13 protein-coding genes are annotated in these 15,154 nt (G+C 49.4%); 11 read left to right on the top strand and 2 right to left on the bottom strand.

Annotated features, from left to right (window positions below; genetic code table 11):
- The 9 genes from ACTM86_RS08795 to ACTM86_RS08755 form a co-directional block, all read left to right on the top strand.
- Nucleotides 1-757 (top strand): hypothetical protein (locus ACTM86_RS08795; RefSeq protein WP_441053336.1); only part of this gene is annotated, 757 nt, incomplete at its 5' end.
- 820 nt (nt 758-1,577) lie between these two features.
- A complete protein-coding gene (locus ACTM86_RS08790; RefSeq protein ID WP_441017425.1) occupies nt 1,578-2,717 on the top strand; it encodes a glycosyltransferase family 4 protein in 1,140 nt (379 codons plus the stop codon).
- Nucleotides 2,718-2,822: 105 nt separating this feature from the next.
- Entirely contained in the window at nt 2,823-4,010 is a 1,188-nt protein-coding gene (locus tag ACTM86_RS08785; RefSeq protein ID WP_441017423.1) for a glycosyltransferase, read from the top strand.
- 16 nt (nt 4,011-4,026) lie between these two features.
- The gene (locus tag ACTM86_RS08780) at nt 4,027-4,833 is read left to right on the top strand and encodes a glycosyltransferase family 2 protein (protein WP_441036944.1); all 807 of its coding nucleotides are present in this window, start codon (nt 4,027-4,029) and stop codon (nt 4,831-4,833) included.
- A gap of 25 nt (nt 4,834-4,858) precedes the next feature.
- On the top strand, nt 4,859-5,998 hold the full coding sequence (wecB, locus tag ACTM86_RS08775; RefSeq protein WP_441017417.1) for a non-hydrolyzing UDP-N-acetylglucosamine 2-epimerase: 1,140 nt from the start codon (nt 4,859-4,861) through the stop codon (nt 5,996-5,998).
- Entirely contained in the window at nt 5,999-7,231 is a 1,233-nt protein-coding gene (locus ACTM86_RS08770) for a lipopolysaccharide biosynthesis protein (RefSeq protein ID WP_089573654.1), read from the top strand.
- Nucleotides 7,232-7,276: 45 nt separating this feature from the next.
- Nucleotides 7,277-7,969, top strand: a complete 693-nt coding sequence (locus tag ACTM86_RS08765) for a glycosyltransferase family 2 protein (RefSeq protein WP_089573655.1) — start codon at nt 7,277-7,279, stop codon at nt 7,967-7,969.
- Nucleotides 7,970-7,973: 4 nt separating this feature from the next.
- Nucleotides 7,974-8,294, top strand: a complete 321-nt coding sequence (locus ACTM86_RS08760) for a DUF2304 domain-containing protein (protein WP_089573656.1) — start codon at nt 7,974-7,976, stop codon at nt 8,292-8,294.
- Between the two features lies 1 nt (nt 8,295).
- On the top strand, nt 8,296-8,484 hold the full coding sequence (locus tag ACTM86_RS08755; protein ID WP_089573657.1) for an NAD-dependent epimerase/dehydratase family protein: 189 nt from the start codon (nt 8,296-8,298) through the stop codon (nt 8,482-8,484).
- 186 nt (nt 8,485-8,670) lie between these two features.
- On the opposite strand, the gene ACTM86_RS08750 is transcribed toward ACTM86_RS08755, so the two are convergent.
- The gene (locus ACTM86_RS08750) at nt 8,671-10,251 is read right to left on the bottom strand and encodes a hypothetical protein (RefSeq protein WP_441036943.1); all 1,581 of its coding nucleotides are present in this window, start codon (nt 10,249-10,251) and stop codon (nt 8,671-8,673) included.
- Between the two features lies 1 nt (nt 10,252).
- The gene (locus ACTM86_RS08745; protein ID WP_441017430.1) at nt 10,253-11,206 is read right to left on the bottom strand and encodes a glycosyltransferase family 2 protein; all 954 of its coding nucleotides are present in this window, start codon (nt 11,204-11,206) and stop codon (nt 10,253-10,255) included.
- A gap of 922 nt (nt 11,207-12,128) precedes the next feature.
- Here ACTM86_RS08745 and ACTM86_RS08740 point away from each other — a divergent pair.
- Entirely contained in the window at nt 12,129-14,183 is a 2,055-nt protein-coding gene (locus ACTM86_RS08740) for a DUF2142 domain-containing protein (protein WP_441017411.1), read from the top strand.
- 412 nt (nt 14,184-14,595) lie between these two features.
- On the top strand, nt 14,596-14,787 hold the full coding sequence (locus tag ACTM86_RS08735; RefSeq protein WP_441017408.1) for an AbiH family protein: 192 nt from the start codon (nt 14,596-14,598) through the stop codon (nt 14,785-14,787).
- Nucleotides 14,788-15,154 lie beyond the last annotated feature (367 nt).

Below are 15,154 nucleotides of genomic sequence, written 5' to 3'. Positions count from 1 at the left end.
CACCAAGTCGACCTACGGCGGCGTGACCACGGTCGACGACTCGGCCGTCCTGCGGCACTTCATCAGCTACGGCATGTCGGAGGGCCGCCGCGGCTCCGAGGCGTTCGACGTTTATAGTTATAAAACGAGATATCTCGATCTTAGGAAGGCTTACGGAAGTAATTTAAAAGGGTATTATCTCCACTATCTCGAATATGGGATGAAAGAGCATCGTAATGGTTCGAGCATGACTGGATTTGAGGGCTATATAATGTCCCCGTCTTTCACTTCTTACGAGGATGCTGCCGCTCATTACAGCAGGACGGTTGGGAGGCAAACTTATCCAACAAGCGTGTATAAAAGCAAAGGCAGTGCATCTATTGATGAGTTTTGTAAGATTCTTTACGAAGAAGCTTCATTTGAGGGAGTATGTCCTGAAGTTTTATATGCTCAAGTCATGAAAGAGACAGGTTATTTAAGATTCGGAAATTTGGTCCAGGCAAATCAGTGCAATTTTGGAGGTGTTGGAGCCACCGGCCCTGGAAATCCCGGATATACTTTTTCTTCCGTTAGAGAAGGGCTTAGGGTTCAGGCGCAGCATTTAAAAGCGTACGCAACAACTGAACCTTTGAATAATCCGTGTATTGACCCACGCTTTAATCTTGTTTCCCGTGGGTGTGCTCCCAAGACGACGGACCTAAATGGACGTTGGGCCGTTCCCGGTAAAGGTTACGGTGAAGGCTTAAATGCAATTGTCCTTGATGTTTTGTGCATGTAATGGGTCTACTTGAGTAATCGTCTTTCTCTGTACCACCTGTAGCGCGCTTGAGTACCGCTCACATCTGCGCCCGCGACCCACCGGCTCGCCGCCTATACGCTCGAGACGCCATACCGGTAGTCGAGAGAAAGGAACGGATCTTGGCGAGAAGGATGACGGCGAGGGTGGTGCTCAGGCTGACGCCGTCGAACCTGTCGCTCAACGTGATCGCCGCCGCGCTGCACGCGTCGAAGGTCAGCGTCTCCGATGCGCTCAGGGCCGCAGCCGAGCGCGACGTCGCCTGGAAGGAAATGGAACGGATGAGCGCCGGGGAGGTTTACGCCCGCCTGTCCCCGGACCGCGTCCCAATCCGGGGCCGGTATACCCGGACCCGGATTGGGACGCGGTCCACGCCGAGCTCGCTAAGGTTGGCGCCACGTTCAGGTTCCTGCACGGCGAGTACCGCGAGGATGCGCCGCTCGGGGCGAGGCGGCCATGTCCCACGGCCGCTTTTGCAAGCGGTGCAGGCAGTTCACGGTCAGCGGGAAGGTTGTGAGCAGGGTCGGCCGCAAGGCGGGCAGAAACGTGGAGGTCGACTGGTCCTATCCGACCATGCCCCTCGTCGACCAAGAGAGTATCTGGGTAACGGTTTTACGAGTAATCCCGTGACCGTCAGGTAGCAAAAGGACGGAGCATGAGCTCCGTCCTTTTGTTTGTAGGGCGGTCTGCTACCATAAACTATATCTTTTGCTAAGAGATTGGGAGCTCTTATGCCAAGATTCAAGCTCGTTCTGGCTTTTCTAGAGCGAGATAGAGATGACGAGAGAGTAAGAAAGAATCAATGGCTGAAGCGCTGAGAATAGCAATCTTTTCCGCTCAATATCTGCCCCACATTGGCGGTGTTGAGTCCTATACCAGAAACCTCGCAGTTACGCTCATTGGCATGGGCCATAAGCCGGTCGTGGTCACGTGTAATTGCGATTCGCTGCCGTCTCGAGAGGTAACAGACGATGGTATTGAGGTTGTAAGGCTGCCGTGTTTTCCATTGCTTGGTGGCAGGTTCCCTGTCTCGCGTTTTGGAAGAGCTTATCGGAGCATGCTGAGGGCTCTTGATGGCGAGCACTTCGATGGCGTCCTAGTTAATACGAGGTTTTATCCCCATTCAATCTGTGGGCTTCGGTTCGCCAGGCGCCAGCATCTTACCCCCATCGTTCTTGACCATGGGTCACAGTATCTTACATTCGGAAACGCAGTGTTGGATGTGTTCGTTCGTGCCTATGAACACATAATTACTTCGATTGCCAAGCGGTTTCATCCAGTGTTTTGCGGTGTTTCTAAGAAAAGCCTGGATTGGCTTCGACAATTTGGTATTTCTGGCATTGATATCCTGCCTAACGCGATTGACGTTGATGCTTATTGCTCCAATGCCTCAAACCGAGATTTTCGTGCCGAATTGGGCGTCGGGACGGATTTGGTTCTTGCCTGTTTTGTTGGAAGGTTGATTCCTGAGAAGGGTATCGACTCCCTTCTTGCGGCTATGAAGCAACTGAATGAAACGCCCGTAAAGCTGGTGGTTGCGGGTGATGGTCCTCTGCGTGAGTTGATGGAATCTGCTCCTGAGAATGTCTCCTATGTTGGTCCTTTGCGCTCGGCGGATGTGTCGTCCTTGCTTCAGGCTGCAGACGTGCTGTGTCTTCCTACGAGATCAGAGGGTTTTTGTACGACTCTTCTCGAGTCTTCGGCGTGCGGCACCCCGGCAATCATTCCCTTGGTGGGTGGAGTTGACGAAGTATTCGGCGAGGAAGATTGCGGGTTTTTGTTGGATGGCTGTGCTCCCAGCCAAATTGCCGAAGCAATACGAGCGGCGTGCGCATCGAGAGCGGAGATGCGGCGAAAGGGACGGCTGGTCCAGAGTAGAGTTCGAGAGTATTGTACGTGGGGCAATACTGCAGAGAGGCTCGTTGAACTTCTTGGTGCGTAGCAATTATGTTGGTGTTGCTTTTCCGTTGACTGGGGTTTGCCGCGGTTTTGTTTCCTCGTTCGGATATTGTTTTCTTCAGAAGTAGGAGAATGAGAAGGTATAGTGATGCACGATATTCTTATTGTGACCTCAAGGAATGTTGTCACCTCGGGCGGCGAGTTTAGCCTGATTAAAAATAGAGCAGATGCGCTAAAGAATGGGTGGGGCATTGAGTCTGATGTTGCGGCTCTTTGCAATGTTCGCTTGGGTGTTTCCGAGGGTGGTGAAGCTTTTGGACCCGGCGTTTATGTTCGGCGGGATTTTATGAATCCCATGCAGCTGCTGTCGGGATATGAAGAGCTAATTACCACTGCGGAAAAAATGGTTTTGAGTGGCTCCTACAAGGCGATCATCCTTTCTGGCGTGGGGCTGTTTCGTTATGTCGACCGGATGAAGCGCGCCGCCGAGGCGTCGGGAGCTTTTGTATGTGCTGATGTTCATGGTTATTACGGCGACGGCTCCCTTCTTGCACGCGACGAGCCCCTCTTCCTTGGCTCATTCCACCGTGCCGCCGCTTTTGTTGAGAGATACGAGCAGCGTAAATATTTGCGTAAGTTCGATCGTATCTTTTGTGTTTCTCGAGCGTATCGCAGTTTCCTTTGTCGAGAGTGCGGCTGCAAAGAGGGTCAGTTCTACATTGTTCCGTGTGCGACGGGGGCGAAGCCAAGCTTTGGTCGTGCGGAGGAGCTTAAGTATCGAGAGGATTATAGGAGGAAGTACGGCGTAGAAGATGACGAGTGGCTGCTCGTTTACTCAGGCGGAGCTTCGTCGTGGCAATGCCTTCCGCAAACTGCAGAGTTGTATCGCGAAATACTGAAGAGGCGTGGGGCAAAGCTACTTGTTTTGTCTGGTGACATTGCTTCTGCACGTGCCGCAATCGGTGATTGTGACGACGTTGAATTCGATAGCTTCAAGCCATCTGACCTCCCTAGCGTGTTCTGTGCTGCGGACTTCTTCGTGATGTTGAGAGAGGACGTTCCAACGAACCACTTTGCTTACCCTAACAAGTTCTTGGAATACGTCGCGGCGCACAGGCCGGTAATCACTACTCCTTACGTTTACGACATTGCCGAAGAGATTGATAGACATGGTGTTGGACTTCTGTATAACGGGGATGTGGATGATCTCGTTTTGAAAATGGACAATGCGGTATGCGACAGGGATTCATGTGATCGCCTGGTGCAAGAGGTTTCTTTTGCAAATTCCCTCATCCCGTTTGCCAGGGATCTGGGGAGCGTTGGGTCCAGTTGCTAAAGTGAGCGGGTTGTCTATGCTTATAACGGTTTTTACCCCGACTTATAATCGCGCATATATCCTTCCTAGGCTATTCGAAAGTCTGAAAAGGCAATCTTTTCGAGATTTCGAATGGATAATTGTTGATGATGGAAGCACGGATGACACGCGAAAGCTCGTCGAGGCGATGCGGCAAGATTGTCAGGTGAAATTTCCTATCCGCTATTTTTTTCAGGTCAATAGCGGAAAGCACGTTGCATGGAATAAGGGTCTTGATGAGGCGGAGGGAGCCTTGTTTTTCCCGGTGGACAGCGACGATTATCTAACCGATGATGCCTTGGAGCGTATTGGGGAGAACTGTGAAACCGTTATGTCTAACGAGCGCCTGATGGCCTTGTCGGGAGTTCGTATTTTTCCGGGCAACAAGCTTACGGGAGGAATTCTTCAAGACAATGTGGGTTCGTACATCGATTATTCGTCAATTGATCGCCGGTCGAAGGGGATCACGGGTGACCTTGCCGAGGCCTTTGTGACGGAACGGTTGAGGAGGTATCGATTCCCGGTCTTTGAAGATGAGCGGTTTGTTCCTGAAGCAGTTGTCTTTAATAGATTCAGCAACGATGGATATCTAATTCGCGGGTACGCCTTTCCTCTCTACGTGTGCGAATACCTTGCCGATGGCTACACGAAGAATACTGATCGGTTGCTCATTACGAACTGGAAGGGATATCGCCTTTACGTTTCAGAGTTGATGCATAGCAAAGTCGGAATAAAGGCAAAAGCCATTCCGTTTTGTGGATTTATATACCGTTCGTTATTGAGGCTGCTTGGTTTGTACAAATAGGTTTGAGTGAAGTATGGAGTGCAGCATGAGCTCTTTGTCAAAGAAGACGGTCCTGTTGGTATTTGGAACAAGGCCCGAAGCAATCAAGATGTGTCCTCTCGTAAAGGAGCTGAAGAACCGAGCTGGCCTTAACGTGAAGGTTTGCGTTACCGGCCAGCATCGCCAGATGCTCGACGTGGTCCTTGAGGAGTTTGGGGTTGTGCCCGATTTTGATTTGCACGTTATGAAACAAGGACAGACTTTGTTCGATGTTACCACGGCTGTTCTTAATGGCTTGGACGGCGTGCTGGATCAGCTCAAGCCCGACATTGTGCTTGTCCACGGTGATACAACGACGTCCTTCGCCGCCGCACTTGCATGCTTCTACAAGGACATTCCCGTAGGTCATGTCGAGGCGGGTCTGCGTACATACAACATCCACTCACCGTATCCCGAGGAATTTAATAGACAGGCAACCGGCATACTTGCCGCTTGGCACTTTGCGCCAACTGAAGCAGCTCGCAACAACCTGCTTTCTGAGCATCGGGATTCCAGTCGAATTTTTGTGACGGGAAATACAGGCATTGACGCGCTTCGTACGACGGTGCGCGATCATTATTCGCATCCCGAGCTTGATTGGGTTGGAGATGGGCGCCTGATCTTGATTACGGCTCATCGTCGAGAGAATCTTGGCGAGCCCATGCACCACATGTTCAGGGCCATTCGCAGGGTTGTTGAAAAGCATGATGACGTGCGCGCTGTTTATCCCGTCCATTTGAATCCTGTCGTTCGCAAAGCGGCTCATGAGGAACTGGACGGCTGCGACCGCATTCATCTAATTGATCCTCTAGACGTGGTTGATTTTCATAATTTCATGGCCCGCTCCTACTTGATTCTTACCGATTCGGGTGGCATTCAGGAAGAGGCTCCGGGCTTGGGTAAACCTGTTTTGGTGATGCGTGACACGACCGAGCGCCCTGAGGGCGTTGCGGCGGGTACGCTTAAGCTTGTTGGCACAAGTGAAGAGACTATTTTCTCAACATGTTGCGACCTCTTGGAGAATGAGGAATCATATTCCCACATGGCTCATGCCAGCAACCCGTATGGTGACGGTCATGCGAGTGAACGAATCGCTGATGTTCTGGAGAAGGGGCTGCAAAGTCTCGGGGAAGCATTGGTTCGGTAGATGAGTGAGGTTAAGCAGCTCTCTCTTAAACAGAATATGCTTTGGAACTCGTTCGGTTCCATCGTTAACCTTGCTTGTCAATGGCTGATTACGATTCTGATCGTTCGCCTTGGTTCTGGTTACGAGGCATCCGGCGTTTTCTCTTTGGCAATGTCCATCTACAACATCTTTGCCCCTATCGCTCAGTATCGCATGTATACGTACCAGGTCTCAGATGTTGAGAATGAGAATACGACAGGTGAATACCTGGCGTTTCGGTTTTTCACTTGCGGAGTCGCGCTCGCTCTGTGCACCGGCTATTCGCTGTTTACATGCGAATCGGGAGCGCTTGCAGCTATTCTGCTCTATGCCGTCTACAAGTCTATTTCCTTGGTTGTAGACGTCTTTCACGCGTGCGATCAGCGCCATCATCGAATGGATTACATCGGTAAGTCTCTGTCTTTTCAGGGGATTCTATCTCTTGTTGCCTTTACCGTAGTGTTTGGCTTATACGAATCGCTCGAGGCGGCGATAGTTGCAATGACCGTTGTCGTGATCGTCGTTGGTGCTGTCTACGATATACCAAGGACCCTTCAATTCGGCCCATTGGCCCCAAGCATCTCGTTCAAAAAGTGCCTTCGACTGGCCTTGAGATGTCTCCCCATCGTTCTTGCGTCCATTGCCGCGGCGTCAGCATCTTCGATTCCAAGGCAATACCTTGTTGGTGTTCAAGGGGAGGCTACTCTTGGCATTTATGCTGCCGCAGCTGCTCCTGTTGCGCTTATTCAGACGGGCGCCTCCTATATCTACAATCCTCTTCTAGGCTATTTTTCGGAGAGTTTTGCTGCTAGGGACAGGAAAGGCTTCAATGCGCTTTTGACAAAGGCGACGGTCGGGATCGTTGTTCTGGGGCTGGTGTGCGCTATTGGAGTAATGGTTTTAGGTGAACCGGTTCTTGTTCTTGTGTACGGGAAAAAGATGTCTGGCTTTTCATATCTACTTTCTCCTCTTGTGGCGCTTGCAATGCTTACGGGGTATATGTGGTTTGTAAACGATTTGCTAATGGCTATCAGAAACTTCCGGGGTGCCTTTGTTGGGAATGTTGCTGCTCTTATTTCCTCTCTCTGTGCCTTACCTTTAATTGGTCTGTATTCGATGGATGGTGTTACATATGTCTGTCTCATTTCTGCTTTCTGTGGAATAGGTTTCATGGCAACCGCGTTAGTTATTCAGCTAAAAGGCTACTGGAAATAGTACGTGACGCCTGAATCACGTTTCGGAAGATAAAAGGTGGGGTGGATGGATAAGCATCAGCGCTTGCTGGTTATTATTCCAGCGTATAATGAGGAAGAATCGCTCGAGGCAACGGTTGACGAGTTGGCGTGTGTCGCTCCAAATGTTGACTATCTCGTAGTAAACGACGGCTCCAAGGATTCAACTGAGCGGATTTGTCGCGATCGTGGGTACAACCACGTAACGCTGCCAGTTAATTCTGGCCTCACCGTTGGATTTCAGACGGGCATGAAGTACGCGCTCCGCAACGGCTACGATTATGCCCTTCAGTTTGATGCGGATGGCCAGCATATGCCTGAGTACATTGATGAAATGCTCGAGACCGCTATTAATGAAGACGCTGATATAGTAATTGGCTCACGTTTCCTTCACGTGAAAAAGGAAATCTCTGCTCGAATGATTGGCTCACGCCTTATTACAGTCATGATCAAGCTGACTACGGGAAAGCGCGTAGCTGACCCTACCTCGGGAATGAGAATGTTTAGCAAGGAAATGATTAAGCGCTTCGCGCAGGACGACTCGCTTAACCCTGAGCCCGAGAGCATTTCGCTTCTTATAAAAAAGGGGGCGAAGGTGAGCGAGGTTCAAGTTGAGATGCGTGAACGCCAGGCGGGGGAGAGCTACCTTAATATCTCCAAGTCGATTGCTTACATGGCGCGAGCTTGCATCTCCATTCTTTTCGTTCAGTGGTTCAGGTGATTATATGTCTAGCATTTTAAGGGTCGTACTCATTCTGGGTGCATTTGCCATCTTATTCGTGATTGTGAAGAAGCTCCGTAAGGCTCAGATACAGGTTCTCGACTCCGTGTTCTGGTTGTTCTTTGCTTTGAGCTTTGTCGTGTTTGCAGCCGTTCCCCAGATTGCCTTCTGGCTCGCAGGGGCCCTTGGCTTCGAAAGCCCGTCGAACTTCGTATTTCTCTATGCAATTGCGCTGCTTCTTTATCGAGAGTTCTCCAACACGGTAAAGATTGCAGAGCTCAGACGTCGCGTGAACGCACTTGTTGAAGAGCTCGCCCTCAAGTAGCATGACACCAGTTTATATGTCCTTCGAACCCACCAACATCATCGTCACCGGTGGCTGCGGCTTCATCGGGTCCAATTTCGTGCACTACGTGGTCAACAACCACCCCGGGATGCACGTCACCGTCCTGGACAAGCTCACCCACGCCGGCAACCGATTAGGTCAGAGTGAAGTATGTATCCAAGCACATTGAAGGCCTTTAAAAACGCAATGAGCTCTTTATATTTGTCACCCTTTCCGTAGCGGGCTTGGTCGCAACGAGCTATGTATCTGGATTTGGACCTACTTGGCGAACCTGGACTATAGAATAATAAAAAGCTGCAACAGCCGTTGTTATGATGTGGAATTACTGGTCTAGAAAGAGGTTTCTCGGCGCAAGCTAAAACCCGCGGAGTCTTCCTCGGCCAGACAGTCTGTTTTCCGAGAATCGCTTCGCAAACACATCAACTAGGTTTCTCCATCCAAGCACCGCGAGCGCAATAAAAAATGGAGAATAGAGAAACAAATACCTGGCCCTGCACTCAAACAGCATCAAAAACACGCTGAGCAAGAACACCGAACATAAAACCACATACTCCGTCTTTGATCTAGGGAACTTGAGCCAGTTCAGACAGATACCGACCAGGACAAACATCCAGCAAAGCTGGGCAAAAACCTGGAACAGCCTGAAAGAGCCGTCTTCTCCAAAGAACTTTGACAGCGTCTTGTCAGAATGAGGAGTACTCAAAAAAAAGTTTCCTTCAGCAGCCCACGCAAAAGTACCGTCCGAATAGTTCGAAATAGTCTTCTGGACCATCAACTTCAAAACACCCTGGGGACCCAGAGACTCTAACCTCTCAGCCCACTTTTCGAAATTTGCATGTGATCTATCCTGTTGGCTACCAAATGAGGCGGAATAGATAACATCGTCTTCATAGTAGCACCCATAAGTCTCGTCATTAAATCCCATCATCAAGAAATGAGCCATCGAAAAGGATTTATCGGCATCAATCACCGGACCCGCCTCCCTTGCGAGTGAGTTAGCGCCAAACGAGAGAACAAGAGCACATGTGATTGCAGCGAATTGGAAAAAGAGCGATTTGAATTGAGAGCACTCCAACTGCCCGTCAACGATAATCCTTCGACGACTTATCGCGCATGCAGCCTCTATAAGCACAATTGAGACAACAACGAAGATGGCCGTAGGCTTAATAAAGTATCCGACCACGCCGAAAAAGAGCATGCCGAATGTGCGTAACGGGCTTCGGCCGGTATTGTTGTACAGAAACAAGACCAGCGCGGGGCAGATAGTTCCATACGTATCCGAATAAGGAACCGCAATCCAAGGAGAGAAGCTCAAGTACAAACAACCGAACGCAAGCGTATAGTACCCAGGACCAAAACCCGCCAGCCTCGCCACAACAAAGGAGGTCAGAACAACAGCCAAAGTAACACACGCTGCTCCCACCACGTCAAGCATGAGGTATACGTTTTGGAATCCAATAAGTTGGCAAAAGTGGCCCACAGTTTTGAAGATGTAAAGCAAAAACAGCTGGTTGGGATAGCGCGAGAAATAATCCAGAGTGGCTCCCTCATCGGACAACCCCGACATCAGCACACCGACATCCCAGCCCGTCTCAAAATATATGCTATTGATTAGGCAGATTTGAAGCACGAAAACTACCACGGCCAATGAAATGCTAACGCGTCTAAACATTCGAAGACCAAGGAAGTCCACGTTCACCTTTGGCCGTCTCTTAGCCAATGCCACAGAGACAACGAGCCCCACTATCACAACCACAGCCAGACAAGGTAAAAAAAGGGATGCCTCCTCCCCTTTGCAGGCATAAGGCAGGCGCGGGGCAAGGAAAGCAACGGCAAGCAGGGCAAGCGAGAAATACGCCAAAGCGACACATCTGCCAAAACGCAAAAACCACGGAATCTTAACGACTCCACGTGTCGTAGGACAAGATTCGACCACGTTAGCCCCTTAGGTTTCGTCGGTTGCTTTCATACGTTCTCTTTTCGATTAGATAGCGCGGGCGACTCTTTGTCTCAAGATACGCCTTGCCCACATACTCGCCGATAACACCGAGGCTAAGGAGTTGCATGCCACCCAAAAACAAGATGACACAGATGGTACTCGTCCAGCCCGAAACCGTCGCCCCAGAGAAATAAGAGAGGATCGCCCAAAAGGTCCCCAATAGGCCAACGAGGCCAATTACAGCGCCCGCCGCGCTAATCAGGTGGACAGGCTTAATCGAAAGGCTCGTTATCCCGTCAACAGCGAGAGCGATCATCTTTCGTAGGGGATAGTGACTGTCACCCGCAACGCGAGCTGCGCGCGAGTACTCAACGGTTGAACTGGGAAGCCCGATCAACGGAACCATTCCGCGCAAGAACAGATTTGATTCTCCATATTCCGACAACCCATCCAGAGCGGCAAGGCTCAAGAGCCTATAATCCGCATGATTGAAGACGGTATCTACCCCCATCTCTTTCATCATGCCGTAGAAAGCCTCCGCAGTCATCCTTTTAAAGAACGTATCGGTAGACCTGTCGTTTCTAACGCCATATACGACGTCACTACCGTTCAGGTACTTTTCAATCATTTTAGATACGGCCGAGATATCGTCTTGCCCGTCGCAATCCAAAGAAATGGAGACGTCACAGTACTTACGCGCTTCCATAAGCCCCGCAAGAAGGGCATTCTGATGACCTCGATTTCTTGACAGTGATATTCCCCTGAAATGAGCATCGTCGTTTGAGAGTCTTTCAATGATGGCCCATGTGCTATCACTCGACCCATCGTCTACAAACAGAATGGCACTTTTATCACTTACGATTTCGGCCGAAATCAATCCGCTGAGCTCAGACAAAAACGTCCCAGATGTTTCCGGCAAGACAGCTTCCTCATTGTAACAAGGAATGACCATCCACAAAATCGGCTTCGGGGACGGAGCCTGAGTATCTTCGCATCGCATGCACTTGCCTTTCACGGACAAAACGTTCAACGAAAAGTGATTATACTCCACCTCGCGGCGCAGCCCCGGTGCTAGACTCGTCATCTCCTGCCGAATCAATCATGGTAAAAATCCCCAAATTGAAACGCCGCGAGAATTCTCGCGTTGAATAGCTTGCGCTCATGAAGTGATTGGACGATCAAGAAGATGCGTAGCGCTGCAGGCGGGTTGGGGAGTGTGTTAGGGATATTAAATATAAAAATCCCGGATATGCTTTCGCATAAACGATGTCACGACGATTCTAGGATTTTGGGCTGTGCGGAGTATGAGCTCAAAATGAGTAACAACGATAAGAAAGTTTCCAGGAGGCGTTTGGTTAGAATTTCTTTTTGTTCAAGCTGCACATCCGAGGCTCCTCAAAAGATGGAGCTTGGTTTGGCGCAGTAAGTAAGAATCCTGCTTGCACTGCTTGATGCCGCAAATGGGGACGGCGAGATCGTTTCACTTATGTCAGTGGCGATGGGTTTTCCGGGAGCTACTATCGGCTGGGCCTTCTCAGAATGGTACAAGGGAGGCAATGGTGAGATTTCTGCGGATAGCACCATTGCCTCTCTGATTATTTGGTTTTCCGCTTCATGTGTAATTCTCATCGTATTTATTGCGTCTAGGGCATGCTCTGCAAGGCGCCGTTCAAAATTGCACGGGATATTGCTAATCTTGGAACAAGAACTTGAGAATGAGCAAATAGCCAAGAGGGCTCACTGTATCATCAGATGATGAGAAATCGATTGAGCCCAGGCATGCTGTATCGATACTAACCAGCGCAGAATAGCAAGTGAGGGGAAAACTCTGAAACTGCCCTTAGCCCCGCTTGAGGTTTGGAGGATAAAGAAAGATGACTATTGGGAAGGCCGATCTGAGTAAGGCAGATATTGGGGTAATTGCCGCGTTGTTCGTCGGCGTTTTATCTGCTGCGTCGCTGGCCTTTATCAAGCTATGTCCTTCCGCGGCTTTTGTCTATGCCCTGGCTGCGTTTGTCGGAGCTGTATTCATTGCTTATTCGTATCATTTCTTTCTTAGGACTCCGAAACAGACCAAATATGGCGTTTCTTCTCCCAAGATGCTTGCTTGTATCATTGGGTTAAGCGCTATAGGTGCCATTCTTCTTGAGGTGTTTACGCTTTGGGGAGCGCCGTTGTCTACCCCGTTAGAGTTATCAGATTGGAGCAAGCGACGTATTCTAATCTTTTTCGTCGCTATTTCGGGCTGCATGATCGTACATGTCTCTAATTCGTACGCCGCGGTTCCCAAGATCGGGCCTTCAGGGCATTCGTATCAAAGGTCTATTGGCAAACTGTTTGCCTACTCTATTCCGGGTGTCACGCTGATGACCCTCTTTGTCGCAATAATTGGCTTGGTGCCTAGTTACTTTGTCTCTAAGATAATCGGTGTAGTTGCGGGTCGTTTAACTTATCTGTTGATTTGCTTGTTCCTTGTCGGCGTTAGTGCGTTCTTTTGTTTCTGGAAGAAGGGAAGAGTCGAGCTTTTTTTTCTCAGCTCTTGCCTACTATTGGGATCTTTCTTGGTTTTCATCGCACCTCCGGTAACCGCGATTTCTTGGGATGACGAGATTCATTATGACAGGGCGCTCGGTTTGTCATACCTAGGACATTCGGAGTATTCATACGCGGATCAACTGCTCGTCACCAAGCCGTGGGCCGCGGTGAATTTAGACCATGAATTGCTCTACGAGTCGGTGGATGAGGTCGCTGAAGCGGGTGCTTCTGCTGAACAGTCGGGCGAATATATGGAGCAGGCAAGTTTTGCATCGCCCATATCGAAAAACAGCCTCACTACGGTCTCCACATTCGGGTATGTTCCATCGGCAATCGGTCTGTGGGTAGCTCGCGTATTCCATGTTCCAATTTTGGTGAGCGTCATGTTTGGTAAGATGGGCAACCTTATTTCATATGCAGTAGTTATTGCTTTCGCCATCCGTATTATCCCTACTAAAAAGTTGTCCATGATGCTCATTGGCCTTCTTCCGACGAGTATTTTTCTCGCTTCAAATTATTCGTATGATCCTGTTGTGACGTCATTTCTCATGCTTGCAGCTGCTTTGATAGTGAGAGAAATTAGTTGTCCGGTCGAGCGACTTACAATCAAAAACCTGCTAAAAATCGTTACTGCGTTATTCCTAGGGCTTGCTCCAAAGGCAATATACTTTCCGGTCATTGGTCTGCTACTTCTTATGCCTCGAGCCAAGTTTTCCTCGCGCACCGCTTACAAACGCTACATCGGTTTCGTAGTCGCCTTCGGGCTAGTAATGGTTTTATCATTTGTATTGCCAATGCTATTTAGCGCTGATGCGCAAGCAGGGGATGCCCGCGGGGGATCTGATGTTAGTGCGTCAGGTCAAATCGCGTATATTCTCTCTCATCCGTTGGATTACGCATATACGCTCATCAACTTCATATTGGGCTATATTTCTCCTGTAAATTCCGATATGTACTCGCTTTCATTCTCTTATATGGGCGTCTCTCTTCCAACTGTGTTGCAATGGAGCTCGGCCTTGCCTTTTACGGTTCTCATCGTTGGATCTTTAATTGATGGTCCAAAAACGAAGGCTTTTGGATTGAGCCTGTGTGGTAAGTTGTGGGGACTTACTATAGTCGCATCATCGATTGCTCTGGTTTGTACGGCATTATATGTGAGCTTTACATCAGTTGGAGCGAATACCATCGCAGGTTGTCAAGCACGATACCTTACTCCGCTGTTGCTATACGCTGCCTTGCTTGCCCCTTCTTTTTGTACAAGCGGTATACAAATCAGTAATTCAGGTAAATCGATAAAGGAAGAAAGCACGACAAGAATAACTATGCTGCTCCTCACGTCAATCATGGTCTTTTTCTCCGCTGCATGTTCGTATTATTTCATAGTCCTTTGGTAGTTTGCCGGCCTTGTTGGGGAGGCCTCACCCAAGATTCCCAAGGCGAAGCTCGCGCAGATCGGCGACACCAACAGCGTCGTTCCCCTCATCTGCCTAGCGGCTGTTTTCGCCCTTGCGGCAGCGCTCGCGCTGACGCATTGCAAGAGAGGTGCAGCGGGCGGTAGGGAAGAAGAGGCGGAAGAGGACTCTGTTGTGACAGAGTAATCGAATCGAGAATTCAAAAGCTTCTCATCGATTCTTAAGCAAGCTGAAAGCTACAGAAGGCTTTGCATCAATCCCATTCAAACGCGAGCCATAGAACTTGCCTGTGGCTCGCGTTTGTTGTCTCTAGCTGCTTGCAACATTGATGCCCTTATCGGCAAAATGTCACAAATATGTTATTGCGCTTTTATAACTCGGGAGTACGACTCAGATGACCACTCTTTATATCATAGGCAACGGATTTGATTTATTTCATGAACTGCCCACAAGATACAAGAATTACAAGGACTATCTTGAGGAAACGCATCCCTATTTAGTGCAAGAATACGAATCGTTTCCCTTTTTACGGAGGAGAACGATAACTCAACAAGATGGAGCGATATTGAACTCTCGTTGGAGATAGATTGTGAGGCGTGCCTAGAGAGCACTCTCCAAAGCTATCCGCTGGACTTATCGCAAGATAATCCTGGATGGAGCGATCCATACATTGACTTAGAGGTACAAATAGATTTTATAAATGACTTTACAGGTGAAAGTTTCTTTTCATGGATAAGCGTCATAGATTTAAAAACGGCAAAAAACTCTGTCATTTTTGATAAAGATGCCCGGTTTGTTACAGGTACCGTCAAGATTCTTTCGCAAATTGATTTAGCCGTCTCCGGCCCCGTCCTCTTCTAGCCCTCCGCCTTTCCCCTCAGCTCGTCCATCTCCTCCAGCTTCGACATGTCCAGGTACCTCCTCTTGCCCCACTCGTGCTCCACTATGTACTT

It is taken from the genome of Collinsella sp. HCP3S3_E11 (assembly GCF_052067375.1).
GTDB lineage: Bacteria > Actinomycetota > Coriobacteriia > Coriobacteriales > Coriobacteriaceae > Collinsella.
Note: the sequence above shows the minus strand (reverse complement) of the source record. Positions and strands in the feature narration are given on the sequence as shown.